Origin of the sequence: Tardiphaga sp. 813_E8_N1_3 (assembly GCF_051811025.1) — a bacterium.
Classification (GTDB): domain Bacteria; phylum Pseudomonadota; class Alphaproteobacteria; order Rhizobiales; family Xanthobacteraceae; genus Tardiphaga.
In genome coordinates, this window is the sequence record NZ_JBPWQE010000001.1 from 1,354,129 (window position 1) to 1,367,506 (window position 13,378).

Consider the following 13,378-nt stretch of genomic DNA (forward strand, 5'->3'; position numbering starts at 1 on the left):
TCACTTGTCAGGACGGTTATGTGGGGGCTCTGGCCCCTCAATTGTCGTCCCCGCCTAGCGCGCCAATGGCGCGCGCGGGGCGGGGACCCATAACCACCGTGTGAGTAAATGAAAGAAAGGCCTCTGCCACAGCGCAATCAGCGCTGCGGAGGCTATGGATCCCCGCCTTCGCGGGGATGACAGCTGAGAGAGTGGCGATGACGTGGAGAGAGTAGGGGCGACGCGGAGAGAGTTGGCCCCTTATCCCACCATCCGCTCGCGCCCGACCCAGAAGCTTGCGCGCAGCGCCTTCTTGTCGATCTTGCCGACGCCGGTCATTGGCAGTTCGGTGACGAACTTGATGTGTTTCGGCGCATGGGCCGAACCCTTGTGTGTCTTCACCAGATTGATCAGTTCGTTGGCGTCCGGCTTCGCGCCGCCACGCGCGACCACGATGGCAGTGACGGCCTCGCCCCATTTGTCGTCGGGAACGCCGACCACGGCGCACATGGCGACATCGGCATGGGTGGTCAACACATCCTCGATCTCGCGCGGGAAGATGTTGAAGCCGCCGGAAACGATCATATCCTTCTTGCGGTCGAGGATGAACATGTAGCCGCGCTCGTCGGCGCGGGCGATGTCGCCAGTATGCAGCCAGCCGTTCTTCAGTGTTTCCTCCGTCTGCTCTGGACGTTTCCAGTATTCCTTCATGACATGCGGAGCCCGGACACAGATCTCGCCGGCCTCGCCGGGGGAGACTTCCTGATCGTCATCGTCGAGAATGCGGACGTCGCAGACGGCGATGGGGAATCCGCAGGACAAAAACAGCTCGGGCTTCCTGGGATCATGGTCGGTCTTGCGCAGCACGGACACCGGGTAGCATTCGGTCTGCCCGTAGAGCTGCGAGAACACCGGGCCGATGCGTTCGATGCCTTCCACCAGCCGGCTGGGCGACATCGGCGATGCGCCGTAAAGCACCAGATCGAGCGACGATAGATCGGTTTTTGACAGCGTCGGATGATCGAGCAGCACATAGATCATGGTTGGCACGAACAGCGTGAAATTGATCCGCTCGCGCTCGATGGTCTTGAGCACCGCCTCGGGATCAAAGCCTTTCAGCATGTGCACCGTGCCGCCGCGCATCAGCGTCGGCAGAACCTTGGTGCCGGCGACATGGCTGATCGGCGCCACCGTGAGATAGCTCGGCGTGTCCGGAATTTCGAAATCCGACAGAATAGCGCTGGCGAACCCCGAGACCTCACGATGCCGACGCAGCGCCCCCTTGGACTTTCCGGTGGTGCCGCCGGTGTAGTTCAGAACGGCGATGTCATCGACATGTGCAAAATCCCGCGCGGTGGCGCTGCCGCCTGAGCCGACGACTTTCAGCAGATCGATGCCGTAATCCGCGCGGCCCAGCGTAAACACATGCTGCAGGCCTTGCGCGCGCGAGGCGAGCTCGCCGCCGCGCTGCAGGAAATTGTCGGCATCGATGATCAGGATCGTTGCTTCGGCGTCCTCGATCTGGTCGATCTGATCCTCCATCGAGCCGAGCGGATGCAGCCACGAGATTGCGAACCGCGACAGTTGCGCGGCGACGCCGGCGCACCAGGTGTCGGCGCGGTTGGCTGTGAGCAGCGCCACTTTGGTGCCGGGAAGTGCGCCGAGGTTCATGAACACATTCTGCAGCCGCGCGATCAGGTCCGTGGTGCCGCGATAGGTGATGGTGCCGCCGGGCCAGCTGAAAGCGATGCGATCCGGATAGCGCGCCAGCGCCCGCAAGGTCTGCGCCCCGACCGTCGGAAACGCGTTGAGCACGTCCGTCATGAAGTCCTCCCGATACATCCTCGGCTTCTGTGGGCCGATGGTTGTGGCAAGGCTAACAATGAATGCCGGGCATGCAAACATAAACCCGTATGGGCATTGCAGCATTCGCGATGAACTTGTGGCGGCTTTCGTCGTTTGCCTGTGCTAGAAGCGGTCGAGCCATTTGAGCCGCGTCACAGGAGAATTTCATGCGCAAGTTTTTGACCGTGCTGGCAGCACTGGCGACCCTCAGCCTGACTAATTGCGGTTACAACGCGATTCAGACCAATGACGAACAGGTCAAGTCGGCCTGGTCGGAGGTTGTCAACCAGTATCAGCGCCGCGCGGACCTCGTGCCGAATCTTGTGAATTCCGTGAAGGGCTTTGCGCAACAGGAGAAGGACGTTCTTCTGGGCGTCACAAATGCACGCGCCAAGGTCGGCTCGGTGCAGGCGACACCTGACGTGGTGAACGATCCCGCCGCGCTGCAGAAATTCCAGGCCGCGCAAGGCGAACTCTCCAGCGCGCTGTCGCGCTTGCTCGTGGTCACCGAGAACTATCCGCAGCTCAAGTCGGACGCGCTGTTCAAGGATCTGATGTCGCAGCTCGAAGGCACCGAGAACCGCATCACCGTGGCGCGCAACCGCTACATCAAGTCGGTGCAGGATTATAACGTCGGCGTGCGCACCTTCCCGAACAATCTGACCGCCATGATGTTCGGCTACAAGGAGAAGGCCAACTTCTCCGTCGCCAATGAGAGCGAGATTTCGACCGCACCGAAGGTCGACTTCAACCCGACGCCGGCGCCCGCGAAATAGGCCGGTGCCGATCAGGCCGATCCGATGAAGGCGATCAAAGCCTGCCTGCTGGCATTGCTGCTGTGCTGGAGCGCCGCCGCTCTGGCCGATGTGGCCGTGCCGGCTCTGACGGGGCGCGTGGTCGATCAGACCGCGACGCTGAGCCAGAGCGAACAGGCATCGCTCGACAGCACGCTGCGCGATTTCGAGGCGCGCAAAGGCAGTCAGGTTGAAGTGCTGATCGTGCCCACGACAGCACCGGAATCGATCGAGCAATATTCCATCCGTGTCGCTGAAGCCTGGAAGATCGGCCGCAAGAAAGTCGATGATGGCGCGATCCTGTTGGTCGCCAAGAATGATCGCAAGCTGCGCATCGAAGTCGGCTACGGCCTTGAAGGCGCATTGACCGACGTGACCACGAAACGGATCATCGACGAGATCATCACGCCGCGCTTCAAGACCGGCGATTTCGCGGGTGGCATCACGGCCGGCGTCAATCAGATCATCAAGGTGATCGACGGCGAGCCGCTGCCGGCGCCGGATGAATGGAAGGGCAATTCGAATGCCCTCGATCAGATCATGGAATATGCGCCGTTCCTGCTGTTCGGCGTGCTGATCTTCGGCAGTATCCTGCGCAATATCTTCGGTCGGCTGTTTGGTTCGTTGGCGACCGGTGGGCTCGTCACCGCGGTGGTCTGGCTTGTCGCCGGCAGCCTGCTGTTCGGCGGCATTCTCGGCGCGGTCGCGTTTTTCTTTACGCTGATCAGCGAGGCCCTCATGTCGGGCGGCGGAGGCGGTGGACGCCGCGGTGGTGGCTATATGGGAGGCGGTGGTGGTTCCTGGTCATCAGGGAGCTCATCGAGCAGCGGCGGCTTCAGTGGAGGCGGTGGCAGTTTCGGTGGCGGCGGCGCTTCGGGGAGTTGGTGATGAGCCTCAAACGCATCGGCAAACATCTGCTCGGCAATCGCTCGCGCGTCCGCAAGGCGTTCCCTCCAAAGGCACTGGCGGCGATCGAACAGGCCATCAAGGCCTCCGAAGCCAGCCATGCCGGCCAGATCCGCTTTGTCGTCGAAGGCGCGCTCGACGGCGCGCCGCTGTTCCGCAATCAGATGGCGCGCGAACGCGCCATCGATGTGTTTGCGCAACTGCGCGTCTGGGACACCGCGCATAACAATGGCGTGCTGATCTATCTGCTGTTGGCCGATCGCGATGTGGAGATCGTGGTCGACCGCGGCATCGATGCCCGTGTCGGCAAAGCCGGCTGGGAAGCTATCTGCCAAATGATGGAAGCCGAGTTCCGCGCCGGGCATTTCGAGCGCGGCGTGATCAAGGGCATCGACGCGGTGACACGGCATCTGGCGACGCATTTTCCGCGCGATGCCGGCTCGGTGAATGAACTGCCGGATGCGCCGGTGGTGCTATAGCCGTTACGCCTTCGCTGACTCCCGTGCGCCAACGCGCTCGAACCATGCCGCGACCTTCGTATTTCCGCGATCCCACGGCTGCTTCACCTTGTCGGCGAAATCGAGCCAGCAGAACAGCACGATGTCGGCCATCGTGAACCGCTCGCCGCAGATGAAGGTCTTGCCGCCCATCTGTCCGTCGAGCCAGCGCAGCCGGTCGATGGCGATTGTCTTCAGGCCCGGCGCCCCTTCGGGCACGCAGACGATGCGTGTCTCGAAACGCTTCAATCCCTCGGAGAAGCGATAGCCGTTGGCGATGTGCTGGCAGATGTTGAGATCGACACGCTGCCGCCACATCCGCGCCTCGGCGCGTTGCTCGGGCGTGGTGCCGATCAGCGGCGGCGTCGGATGCGTCTCCTCGATATATTCGCAGATCGCCACCGTCTCGGACACATAGGCGCCGTCGTCGAGTTCGAGCGTCGGCATCTGTCCATGCGCATTGCGCGCCAGATGCGCGGGTTCACGGTTCTCCCCGGCAGCAAGATCGACGGTCTGGACGGGGAGGCTGATGCCCTTCTCGGCCATGAACATGCGCACCACGCGCGGATTCGGTCCGATGGAATCGTAGAGTTTCATGGCGTTTCCCCGATTGTCTCGCTTGCAGCCGTTGTGCGGGGCAGGCGGGTGCGCGTCAAGCAACGGTTCCCGCCGCCGGACGAGAGGTGAAATTTTCGTAAGCACGGCAACCGGTAAGGATTTGGCAAGCAATGAAAGTTACCAAAGTGTTCATCTATTCCGGAGAATTTGATCGTGAGCGAGCACAAGGCCGATTCCACCCCAGACGTCAGCGGCGATCACGTCGACACCGGCGCCGCGGCGGCGACCGGTTCCCACGATGCTGATATCCACGTGGATTCGCCGAAGCTCGCACCGGAGCAGGGCGACGAGCGCCCCGCCCAGATGCCAAAGAGGGAAGCGCCGAAGCTCGGAGCGCCCGGTCGGATCACCATCATGGCTCCCTCCCGCGACAGCGGCCCGCGTGACGGCGCATCCCATGAAGGCGCAACGCGCGAAGGTTCTTCGCGCGAGCACTCCTGGGAAGACTTCGTCAATTCCGAACCGAAGATTGAGCAGGCGGAGAAGGCTGGCCGCAGCCGGATGCTCGCGATCGCCGCGATGATCGCGCTGGGTATCACCGTCGGTGCGGTTGGCGGTTCGGTGGCCATGTCGGGCCTCGGCAAGCTGTTTGCCGCAGACGACACCAAGTCCTCCAATCAGGCACTGGAAGAGCATATCGCCCGTCTCGATGGCGAGCTCACGGCGCTCAAGGCCGAGGTCGACCGCAATGCCAAGCAGTCCATCGCGGCGCGCGCGAAGTCTGCCGACCGTCTCGACAAGCTTGAGAAGGCGCAGGCCGAACCGGCCGCGAAACTCGCCAAGCTCAGCGAAACCGTCGAAAAGCTGCGCACCACGCCGCCGGCTGCAGCTGCGCCCGCGCCGGCCCCTGCACCGGTTGCCTCGGTACCGGCCAAGGAAGTGACCGGTTCGATCAACGCCCCGGTGCCGACCCCGACACCGAAGCCCGAAGTTGCGCGCCTGCCCACGGTCGAAGGCTGGCGCATCATCGACATCGCCGGCGGCGGTGCCACCATCGAGGGCCGTGCCGGAATCTTCGAAGTCTATGCCGGCGATCCGGTTCCCGGCCTCGGCCGCGTCGATGCGATCCGCAAGCAGGATGGCCGCTGGACGGTGGTCACGAGCCGCGGCCTGATCGTCGCCCGCTGATCCCCTCTTCCTGTGATGAATGCGTTCGGGCCGCTGCTGGTGCAGCGGCCTTTGTTTTGGGCTAGCTTCCCGACGTGACGTCTGGGATAGCGCCGTGCGACTTCGCTTGAGCTTCATTGCCGTGCTGCTCTGCCTCGTGGCTCCCGTCGCGCAGGCTGACGGGGGCAACGGTCTCGCCGTCACCGATCCCGGGGCATTGCGGGCGCTGGAAACGCACAGCACCCACGGTCTCGGTCTCGCGCAGCTGCTCGACCCCGCCCGATCGATACCGATCCCGAGCGACGCCCTGTTCGCTCTGCCCGCGATGGCGCCGATCCGCGCCGCGCTGGATGATGCGTTCACGCGCTATCTCGCCGAGCATCAGAACCGCCAGCCGCGCGTGAGCATTGGCGTTGGCCCGGGCCACGACGTGCAACTGTTCGACCAGGCGACGTTGACATCGCCTGATGCGCGCTTCGTGCTCGCCGGAATCGTCAACCGCATGGATCGCGCCTATGTCGCGCCGGATACTTGCGGTGAAATCAGGCTGATCTATCGGCTCACGCGCACGGCCGCTGGCACGACGCCGCCGCGCCTGCCGATGACACTTAACCTCGTGCTTCATGCGAAGGATCCGAGCGATGCGTCGGTGACATGCGCGGATCTCGCCAAACGCTGGCTCGACTCAGCGTCGTTCGTTGAGACTGGCGTAGCGCTCGCAGATCGCTTGCTGAAACCGGATGGCCCGCTAGCGACAATCACAGCCGCGCATATCGATCGCATCGAGACCAATCTGCAGATCGCGCATGCGCCCAAATCCGATACGCAGGAATTCCGCACGGACTATCTGCAGAACGTCTTTCGCTTCGATGCCAGTGCGAAGCAGTTTCGCGAAGCGCCGATGGAGAACCAGATCGACCGCGACCGGTTGCTGGCTGACGCCGAGCTCGGTCACGCGTTTCGCGACTGGCTGCTCGCGCCCGCCAACCTCCACGCCTTCGATCGCGGTACGGTTTTGATCCCCGAGAAATTCCTCGCGACATCGTCGCTGGCGTCGACACCGGTTGGCTTTGCTCCGTCGGCCCTGCAGCCGGAATTCGGATTGATGGATGGCAAGGGGAAGGGCGTGTTCAGCGAGCATGACGTCATCGCCGCGCTGGAGCGGGCAGTGGCGCAGGGCGGCGCGCTCGAGAACATCCGCTCTCCCGCCGGCTTCGCGCGCCGGCTGAACGACATCACCTGCGGCGGCTGTCATCAGATCCGTGGCATTGGTGGCTTTCATTTCCCTGGTGCCGATACGCTGGCAGACCAATCGCTGGGAACGGTTCCGGCATCGCCGCATTTCATCGGTGACCAGCCCCGCCGTCGCGACATTGTCATGGCGATGCACAATGGAAAGGCGCCGGACTTTTCACGCGGTTTTTCCGACCGGCCGCAAGCGCGTGGTAACGGTGAGATCGCGGGTTCGCCCGCGCTCGATGGCTGGGGCGCGACATGTTATCGACCGAAGCCGAAGGGCGTCGCGGATAAGAGCTTCGCGTCTTGGACCTGTGCCGAAGGTCTCGCCTGTCAGCAGGTTGGCGCGGATACGTCGTCCGCGATCGGCATGTGTTTCGTGAAATGAAATGAGGGCGCAATGAACGAGACCGACAAAGAGATTAAGGAACGTGACATCGCGATCGCCGAGAACGAGAGCAAGCAGCAGACGACGAGCAGCATCCGCGTCAGCGTCTGGGCGATCGGTGTGGCCGTCCTGCTCGGGCTCGGCTTCTTCGGCTGGCTGCTGGCGCGGTAGTCAAAAAATATGCCTCTCCCTGCGGACAGGGAGAGGCGAGATGCGTCAATTCAGACGGTGCGTTGGAACGATCAGCCCGGCATCAACACGGTGTTCACCACGTGGATCACGCCGTTCGACTGATTGACGTTCGGGATCGTCACGGTCGAGGTACCACCCTTGGCGTCGACGATCATGACCTTGCCGCCCGAACGCTTCACGGTGAGCTGCTCGCCTTCGACGGTGGTCAGCTTCTTGCCGTCGGTGAGATCGGCGGCTTCGAGTTTGCCGGGAACCACGTGATAGGTCAGGATCTTGGTGAGCGTCGCTTTGTTCTCTGGTTTGACCAGCGTGCCGACAGTGCCCTTCGGCAGCTTTCCGAATGCGGAATTGGTCGGCGCGAAGACGGTAAACGGGCCGGGGCTGGCCAGCGTATCGACGAGGCCGGCGGCCTTCACGGCGGCGACCAGCGTGGTGTGATCCTTCGAATTCACGGCGTTCTCGACGATGTTCTTGGACGGATACATCGCGGCGCCGCCTACCATGACGGTGTTCTCGCCCTTCATCATCTTGGCAGCAGCGGGCTCGAGGAAGCTCGCCGAAATCATCAGCGTGCTGAAGGCTGCGAATGACAATAGTGCAATGCGCTTCTTGGACATGGTAGTCTCCCGATTGACTGTGGCGTCGCCAGCGGGGAATCCGCAGACGTTGTGATCTCGTGGCCGCGCGACATGGCGAGTGCCTGTTGCGCTAACGAGATCAGCTACGCATCTTGGGAGGGGCGGTTTCAGATTGGCCCGTGACCACTTCGTGATCACGGGCCGCATCGCAACATTGAAACTCTTTTGCGCGAGCTGCGTACTCCGCTATTTGCGCGACTATGCTACCGCGCCAGTCGCGCGCAGCCGCGCAATCTCGGCATCGTCGAAACCAGCGGCACGCAGGATCTCGTTGCTGTGCTGGCCGATGGACGGCGGCAGATGCGGTTTGCGTTTGGTCTCGCCGCCGATCCAGATCGGGCTGTTGATGGTGAGGATGTCGGTTCCCTCAAACGGGATCAGCACGTCGTTGTCCTTCATCTGCTGATCGTTCGGGATGTCGTCGAGAATACCGACGAAGCCGAACACGAGGCCGTTGCCATCGAGCCGCTCGCGCCAGTCGGCGAGGTCGCGGGTCGCGAACACCTCGTCGAGGATCTTGATCAGTTCGACGGAACGTGCATGGCGATCAGGTTTGGTTGCGAAGCGCGGATCGTCGCGCAGGTCCTCGCGGCCGAGGCATTTGGTGAAAGCCGGCCATTGCCGCTCTTCGGCAAGCAGCGACAGCATGATCCAGCGACCGTCGCGGCACCTGTAGTGGTTGGTGACGGCGTTCAGTGCTTCCTCGCGCGAGCGGCGTTTTTCGAACTTGGCGCCCACCAGCTTGGCCTGTGCCAGCACGCTCGACGACCACACGCCATTGGCCATCAGGTTGGATTTCACCTGGCAGCCCTTGCCGGTCTTCTCGCGCTTGTAGAGCGCGGTGACGATGGCGCCATAAAGCGCCATGGCGCAGGGATGATCGCCCATGCCGGCAATCGAACGCGTCGGCGTGGTGTCTTCATCCGCGCGTACCAGATCCATCATGCCGGAGCGCGCCCACCACGCGGTGCTATCGAAGCCGGGTTTGTCCGCTTCCGCGCCCTTGTCGCCATAGCCGGTGAAGCACGCATAAATGAGCTTCTCGTTGAGCGGCGCGATATCCTCATAGGCGATCTTCAATCGCTTGCGCACCGGCGGCGGGAAATTGGTGATGAACACGTCGGCTTCGGCGATGAGCTTGTAGAGCACTGCCTGGCCTTCCGGCTTGGCCAGATCGAGCGCGAGACTCTTCTTGTTTCGGCTCTCCATCATCCACGCATAATTGTGCTCGCTCTTGGGATAACCGGGCAGGTTGGGCAGGTTGCGATAGGGGTCGCCGGCACCGGGCGGCTCGATCTTGATGACATCGGCGCCGAAGTCGGACAGCACGGTGGCTGCGGCGGGCGCGGCGATGAAACTCGCGCAGTCCAGCACCTTCAGCCCTTTGAACAGACCGTCTTCCATACGTCACTCCCGTCGCTTTTGTTCTGCGTGTTGTTCTTGCCGTCTGCCGGAATTTAATTCCATCTGGAATCCGGTGGCGCATTTGACCCATCTTCGATGGGTGATGCAACGGCCTGAAACGGGAAGCAGCGCTGCTAGTCGCCGCCCGTCATCAATGCTGCATTGCCACCCGCGGCAGCCGTGTTGATCGTCACCGTCTGTTCGGTGGCAAAGCGGGCGAGGTAATGCGGGCCGCCGGCTTTCGGGCCGGTGCCGGACAGTCCGAAGCCGCCGAAGGGCTGCACGCCCACCACGGCGCCGATCATGTTGCGGTTCACATAGACATTGCCGACCGGCAGGCGCGCGATCACGCGCTCGACCATATCGTCGATCCGCGAATGCACGCCGAGCGTGAGCCCGAAGCCGGTGTCAGCAATGTCCTGCAACACACGATCGAATTCCGACGCACGGTAACGCACCACATGCAGGATCGGGCCGAATACTTCCTCGGTGAGTTGTCGTGCGCTCGCGAGCTCGAAGATGTGCGGCGCGACGAAATTGCCTGCAGGCGCCGTGGCGGCAAGATGCACGCGTGCCTCGATTGTCATGCGCGCAATATGCGCATCGAGCTTCTGCTTCGCCTCAGTATCGATGACCGAGCCGATATGGGTTGCGGGATCGGAGGGGTCGCCCAGCTTGAGTTCCCGGGCCGCGCCCGCGATCATCTCGATCATGCGATCGGCGACATCATCCTGCACGAGCAGCAGCCGCAACGCCGAGCAGCGCTGCCCGGCCGACCGGAACGCGGACATCACCACATCGTCGGCGACCTGCTCGGGCAGAGCCGTAGCATCGACGATCATTGCATTGATGCCGCCGGTCTCGGCGATGAGTGGCACGATCGGCCCGTCTTTGGCGGCGAGGGCGCGGTTGATGGATCGCGCTACCTCGGTCGAGCCGGTGAACACGACCCCGGCGACGGCGGGATGCTCCACCAGCGCGGCGCCGATGTGGCCGTCGCCCTGGATCAGATGCAATGCTGATGTGGGTACACCGGCTTCATGAAGCAGGCGTACGGCTTGCGTAGCGATGCGTGGGGTTTGTTCGGCCGGCTTGGCGACAACCGTATTGCCCGCCATCAGTGCGGCGCTCACCTGGCCGAGAAAAATCGCCAGCGGAAAATTCCACGGCGAGATGGCGACGAAGACGCCGCGGCCGCGCAGGCTCAACACGTTGCTCTCGCCGGTGGGCCCGGGCATCGCCTCGCCGTCGCCGAATTGCTTGCGGCCCTGCGCGGCGTAATAGCGGCAGAAGTCGATGGCTTCGCGGACTTCCGACAGCGCATCATCGAGCGTCTTGCCGCCCTCCTGTTGCAGCAATGCGATGAAGGACGCGCGGCGCTGTTCCAGAAGATCGGCGGCATTGTCGAGGATTGCCGCGCGTTGATGTGCTGGGGTGTGGCTCCATGATGCAAAGCCGGCGCGTGCTGCCGTCACTGCGGCATCTGCCTGCTCGGCATTGGCATCAACGATCTTGCCCACGTCTGGCTTGCTGGCCGCAATCTCGGCCAGCAATTTGTTCAACGCAGCGCGTTCGCCAAATTCGATGCCGCATGAATTGGTGCGCTCGGGTCGATAGAGATCGGCTGGCAGCGGGATCTTTGCGTGTCGCGCGCCGTCGGGAGAGCCGATGATTGCGGCCGGTCGCTGCAGCAAGCTTGCGATCGGCACAGCGTCATCCGCGGCGATCGCCACGAAAGATGAGTTCGCGCCGTTCTCCAGCAGGCGCCTTACCAGATAGGCCAGCAGATCGCGATGACTGCCGACCGGCGCATAGGTGCGCCAGCGGATGGCGGGATGATCCTTGCCGAGTTGTTCGTAAAGCGCGTCGCCCATGCCATGCAGGCGCTGGAATTCGTAGCCGTCGCTTGTGCCGGCCAGTTCGAGGATAGTCGCGGCGGTGAGCGCATTGTGCGTGGCGAATTGCGGGAAGATGCGCGGGCGCAAGGTGAGGAGCTTCTGCGCGCAGGCGACATAATTCAGGTCGGTCATCGCCTTGCGGGTGAACACCGGATAGTCAATGAGCCCGCGCTCTTGCGCGCGCTTGATCTCGGTGTCCCAATAGGCGCCCTTGACGAGGCGCACCATCATCTTGCGATCGTGACGGCGCGCCAGCGCGTCGATGTGATCGATCACATCCGCGCAGCGCTTCTGATAGGCTTGGATCGCAAGTCCGAAACCGTCCCATCCTGCCAGCGACGGATCGGCAAAGGCCGCATCGATGACATCGAGCGAGAGTTCGAGCCGGTCGGCTTCTTCGGCATCGACGGTGAAATTGAGGTCATAGCTCTTCGCTTGCTGCGCCAGTGCGATCAGACGCGGCACCAGTTCGCGCATCACGCGTTGATGGCTCACTGCTTCATAGCGCGGATGCAATGCTGAGAGTTTGACCGAGATACCCGGTCGGTCGGGCAGCGGCCTGTTGCCCGCGGCGTGGCCGATGGCTGATATGGCCGAGGCATAGGAGTCGAAATAGCGCTGCGCGTCGTCCTTGGTGCGCGCGCCTTCGCCGAGCATGTCGAAGGAATAGCGCGCCGGGCGCTCGGACGGAGCGCGGGCGCGGGCCAGCGCTGCATCGATGGTTTCGCCGAGCACAAAGTGGCTGCCCATCAGCCGCATGGCCTGCCGCGTGGCGGTGCGTACCGCAGGCAGGCCGATCCGCTTCGCCAGCCGGCCCAGCGTGCCCGTCGGCGTCTCGCCGGGCTGGATCGCCCGCTGCGAGATGCCGAGCGCCCAGGCAGATGCATTGACGAGGAAGGCGCTCGACTTCGTCTCGTGATGGATGAAGTCGCCCTGGCCGAGCTTGTCCTCGATGAAGGCATCGGCGGTCCGTGCGTCCGGCACCCGTAGCAGCGCCTCCGCCAGCACCATCAGCGCAAGGCCCTCCTTGGTGGAGAGCGCATATTCCCGCAGCATGTCCTCGACATCGCCGAAGCGGTCGTCCCTGGTGCGGATCGCATCGATCAGGCGCGTGGCCGTTGCGTCGATCCGCGCATCCTGAGCGGGCGTCATGGCTGCGTCGGCCAGAAGCCGGGCGGCAATGGCCCCATCCTCCGGTGCATAGGGGGCGGTGAAGGGAGGCATGAAATCGGGCGACATGGGCGTTCCCTCGAATATGTTGCAACCCTAGTCCCGGTCTGCCGGCAGTTCGATAGGAGATATCGTAATTTTCCCTTAGATAATCCGGAAATGATCGTGCTATACCCCCAATATGAGCGATATCGACAAGATCGACCGGAAAATCCTCGCCGTCCTGCAGGCTGACGGCCGAATCGCCAATGTCGAGCTGGCCGAGAAGGTTGGCCTGTCTGCGACCTCGATCGGCGAGCGGCTGAAGCGGCTGCAACGCGACGGCTATATCGAGGGCTATGGTGCGCGGCTCAATCCGCAGATGCTCGGCCTTGGCCTCCTCGTGTTCGTCGAAGTTCTGCTCGACAAGACCACGCCCGACGTGTTCGAGCGCTTCGCCCGCGCGGTGCGGCTCGCGCCGGAAGTGCTGGAGTGCCACATGGTGGCGGGCGGTTTCGATTATCTGGTGAAGGCGCGGGTTGCCGATATGAGCGCTTATCGCCGTTTTCTCGGCGAAAGCCTGCTGGCGCTGCCCGGCGTGCGCGAGAGCCGCACCTATGCCGTCATGGAGGAAGTGAAGCGCGACGCACCGCTGCCGGTGGGATAGCGAACCGGGATAACGCTGCCGTTGTCTTGCCGTTGCCTTGGCAGCCCGAAAGCGCTGCGT

At 63.1% G+C, this 13,378-nt stretch carries 12 protein-coding genes; 7 read left to right on the forward strand and 5 right to left on the reverse strand.

Features of this window, described 5'->3' with window-relative positions; translation table 11 throughout:
• Nucleotides 1–240: 240 nt before the first annotated feature.
• Nucleotides 241–1,803 carry an AMP-binding protein gene (locus AB8A33_RS06365; RefSeq protein ID WP_439091997.1) on the reverse strand — a complete coding sequence of 521 codons (1,563 nt, stop codon included), beginning with the start codon at nt 1,801–1,803 and terminating at the stop codon, nt 241–243.
• A 188-nt stretch (nt 1,804–1,991) separates the two neighbouring features.
• Between AB8A33_RS06365 and AB8A33_RS06370 the strand changes: the two genes are divergently transcribed.
• From AB8A33_RS06370 to AB8A33_RS06380, 3 genes are read left to right on the forward strand one after another with little or no spacing between them, the layout of a single operon-like run.
• The gene (locus AB8A33_RS06370) at nt 1,992–2,600 is read left to right on the forward strand and encodes a LemA family protein (RefSeq protein ID WP_089265314.1); all 609 of its coding nucleotides are present in this window, start codon (nt 1,992–1,994) and stop codon (nt 2,598–2,600) included.
• A gap of 24 nt (nt 2,601–2,624) precedes the next feature.
• Nucleotides 2,625–3,506, forward strand: coding sequence for a TPM domain-containing protein (locus AB8A33_RS06375; RefSeq protein ID WP_439091998.1), 882 nt, complete (start codon nt 2,625–2,627; stop codon nt 3,504–3,506).
• Nucleotides 3,506–4,003, forward strand: a complete 498-nt coding sequence (locus AB8A33_RS06380) for a TPM domain-containing protein (RefSeq protein ID WP_439091999.1) — start codon at nt 3,506–3,508, stop codon at nt 4,001–4,003. Before AB8A33_RS06375 ends, AB8A33_RS06380 begins: the two co-directional genes overlap by 1 nt.
• A 3-nt stretch (nt 4,004–4,006) precedes the next feature.
• Here AB8A33_RS06380 and AB8A33_RS06385 read toward each other — a convergent pair whose 3' ends face one another.
• The gene (locus tag AB8A33_RS06385) at nt 4,007–4,618 is read right to left on the reverse strand and encodes a glutathione S-transferase family protein (protein ID WP_439092000.1); all 612 of its coding nucleotides are present in this window, start codon (nt 4,616–4,618) and stop codon (nt 4,007–4,009) included.
• 174 nt (nt 4,619–4,792) lie between these two features.
• Between AB8A33_RS06385 and AB8A33_RS06390 the strand changes: the two genes are divergently transcribed.
• The 3 genes from AB8A33_RS06390 (at nt 4,793) to AB8A33_RS06400 (ending at nt 7,541) form a co-directional block, all read left to right on the forward strand.
• Nucleotides 4,793–5,767, forward strand: a complete 975-nt coding sequence (locus AB8A33_RS06390) for a hypothetical protein (protein ID WP_439092001.1) — start codon at nt 4,793–4,795, stop codon at nt 5,765–5,767.
• 94 nt (nt 5,768–5,861) lie between these two features.
• Nucleotides 5,862–7,370, forward strand: coding sequence for a hypothetical protein (locus AB8A33_RS06395; protein WP_439092002.1), 1,509 nt, complete (start codon nt 5,862–5,864; stop codon nt 7,368–7,370).
• Nucleotides 7,371–7,382: 12 nt separating this feature from the next.
• A complete protein-coding gene (locus AB8A33_RS06400; protein ID WP_176454609.1) occupies nt 7,383–7,541 on the forward strand; it encodes a hypothetical protein in 159 nt (52 codons plus the stop codon).
• A gap of 71 nt (nt 7,542–7,612) precedes the next feature.
• Here AB8A33_RS06400 and AB8A33_RS06405 read toward each other — a convergent pair whose 3' ends face one another.
• From AB8A33_RS06405 to putA, 3 genes are all read right to left on the reverse strand, one after another.
• On the reverse strand, nt 7,613–8,179 hold the full coding sequence (locus AB8A33_RS06405; protein ID WP_439092003.1) for a fasciclin domain-containing protein: 567 nt from the start codon (nt 8,177–8,179) through the stop codon (nt 7,613–7,615).
• Between the two features lie 219 nt (nt 8,180–8,398).
• Nucleotides 8,399–9,604 (reverse strand): CaiB/BaiF CoA transferase family protein, encoded by a 1,206-nt coding sequence (locus AB8A33_RS06410; protein ID WP_439092004.1) that lies wholly within the window; start codon nt 9,602–9,604, stop codon nt 8,399–8,401.
• Nucleotides 9,605–9,738: 134 nt separating this feature from the next.
• Nucleotides 9,739–12,741 carry a bifunctional proline dehydrogenase/L-glutamate gamma-semialdehyde dehydrogenase PutA gene (gene putA, locus AB8A33_RS06415; protein WP_439092005.1) on the reverse strand — a complete coding sequence of 1,001 codons (3,003 nt, stop codon included), beginning with the start codon at nt 12,739–12,741 and terminating at the stop codon, nt 9,739–9,741.
• A 112-nt stretch (nt 12,742–12,853) separates the two neighbouring features.
• Here putA and AB8A33_RS06420 point away from each other — a divergent pair, with 112 nt between their 5' ends.
• A complete protein-coding gene (locus AB8A33_RS06420) occupies nt 12,854–13,318 on the forward strand; it encodes an Lrp/AsnC ligand binding domain-containing protein (RefSeq protein WP_315843179.1) in 465 nt (154 codons plus the stop codon).
• Nucleotides 13,319–13,378 lie beyond the last annotated feature (60 nt).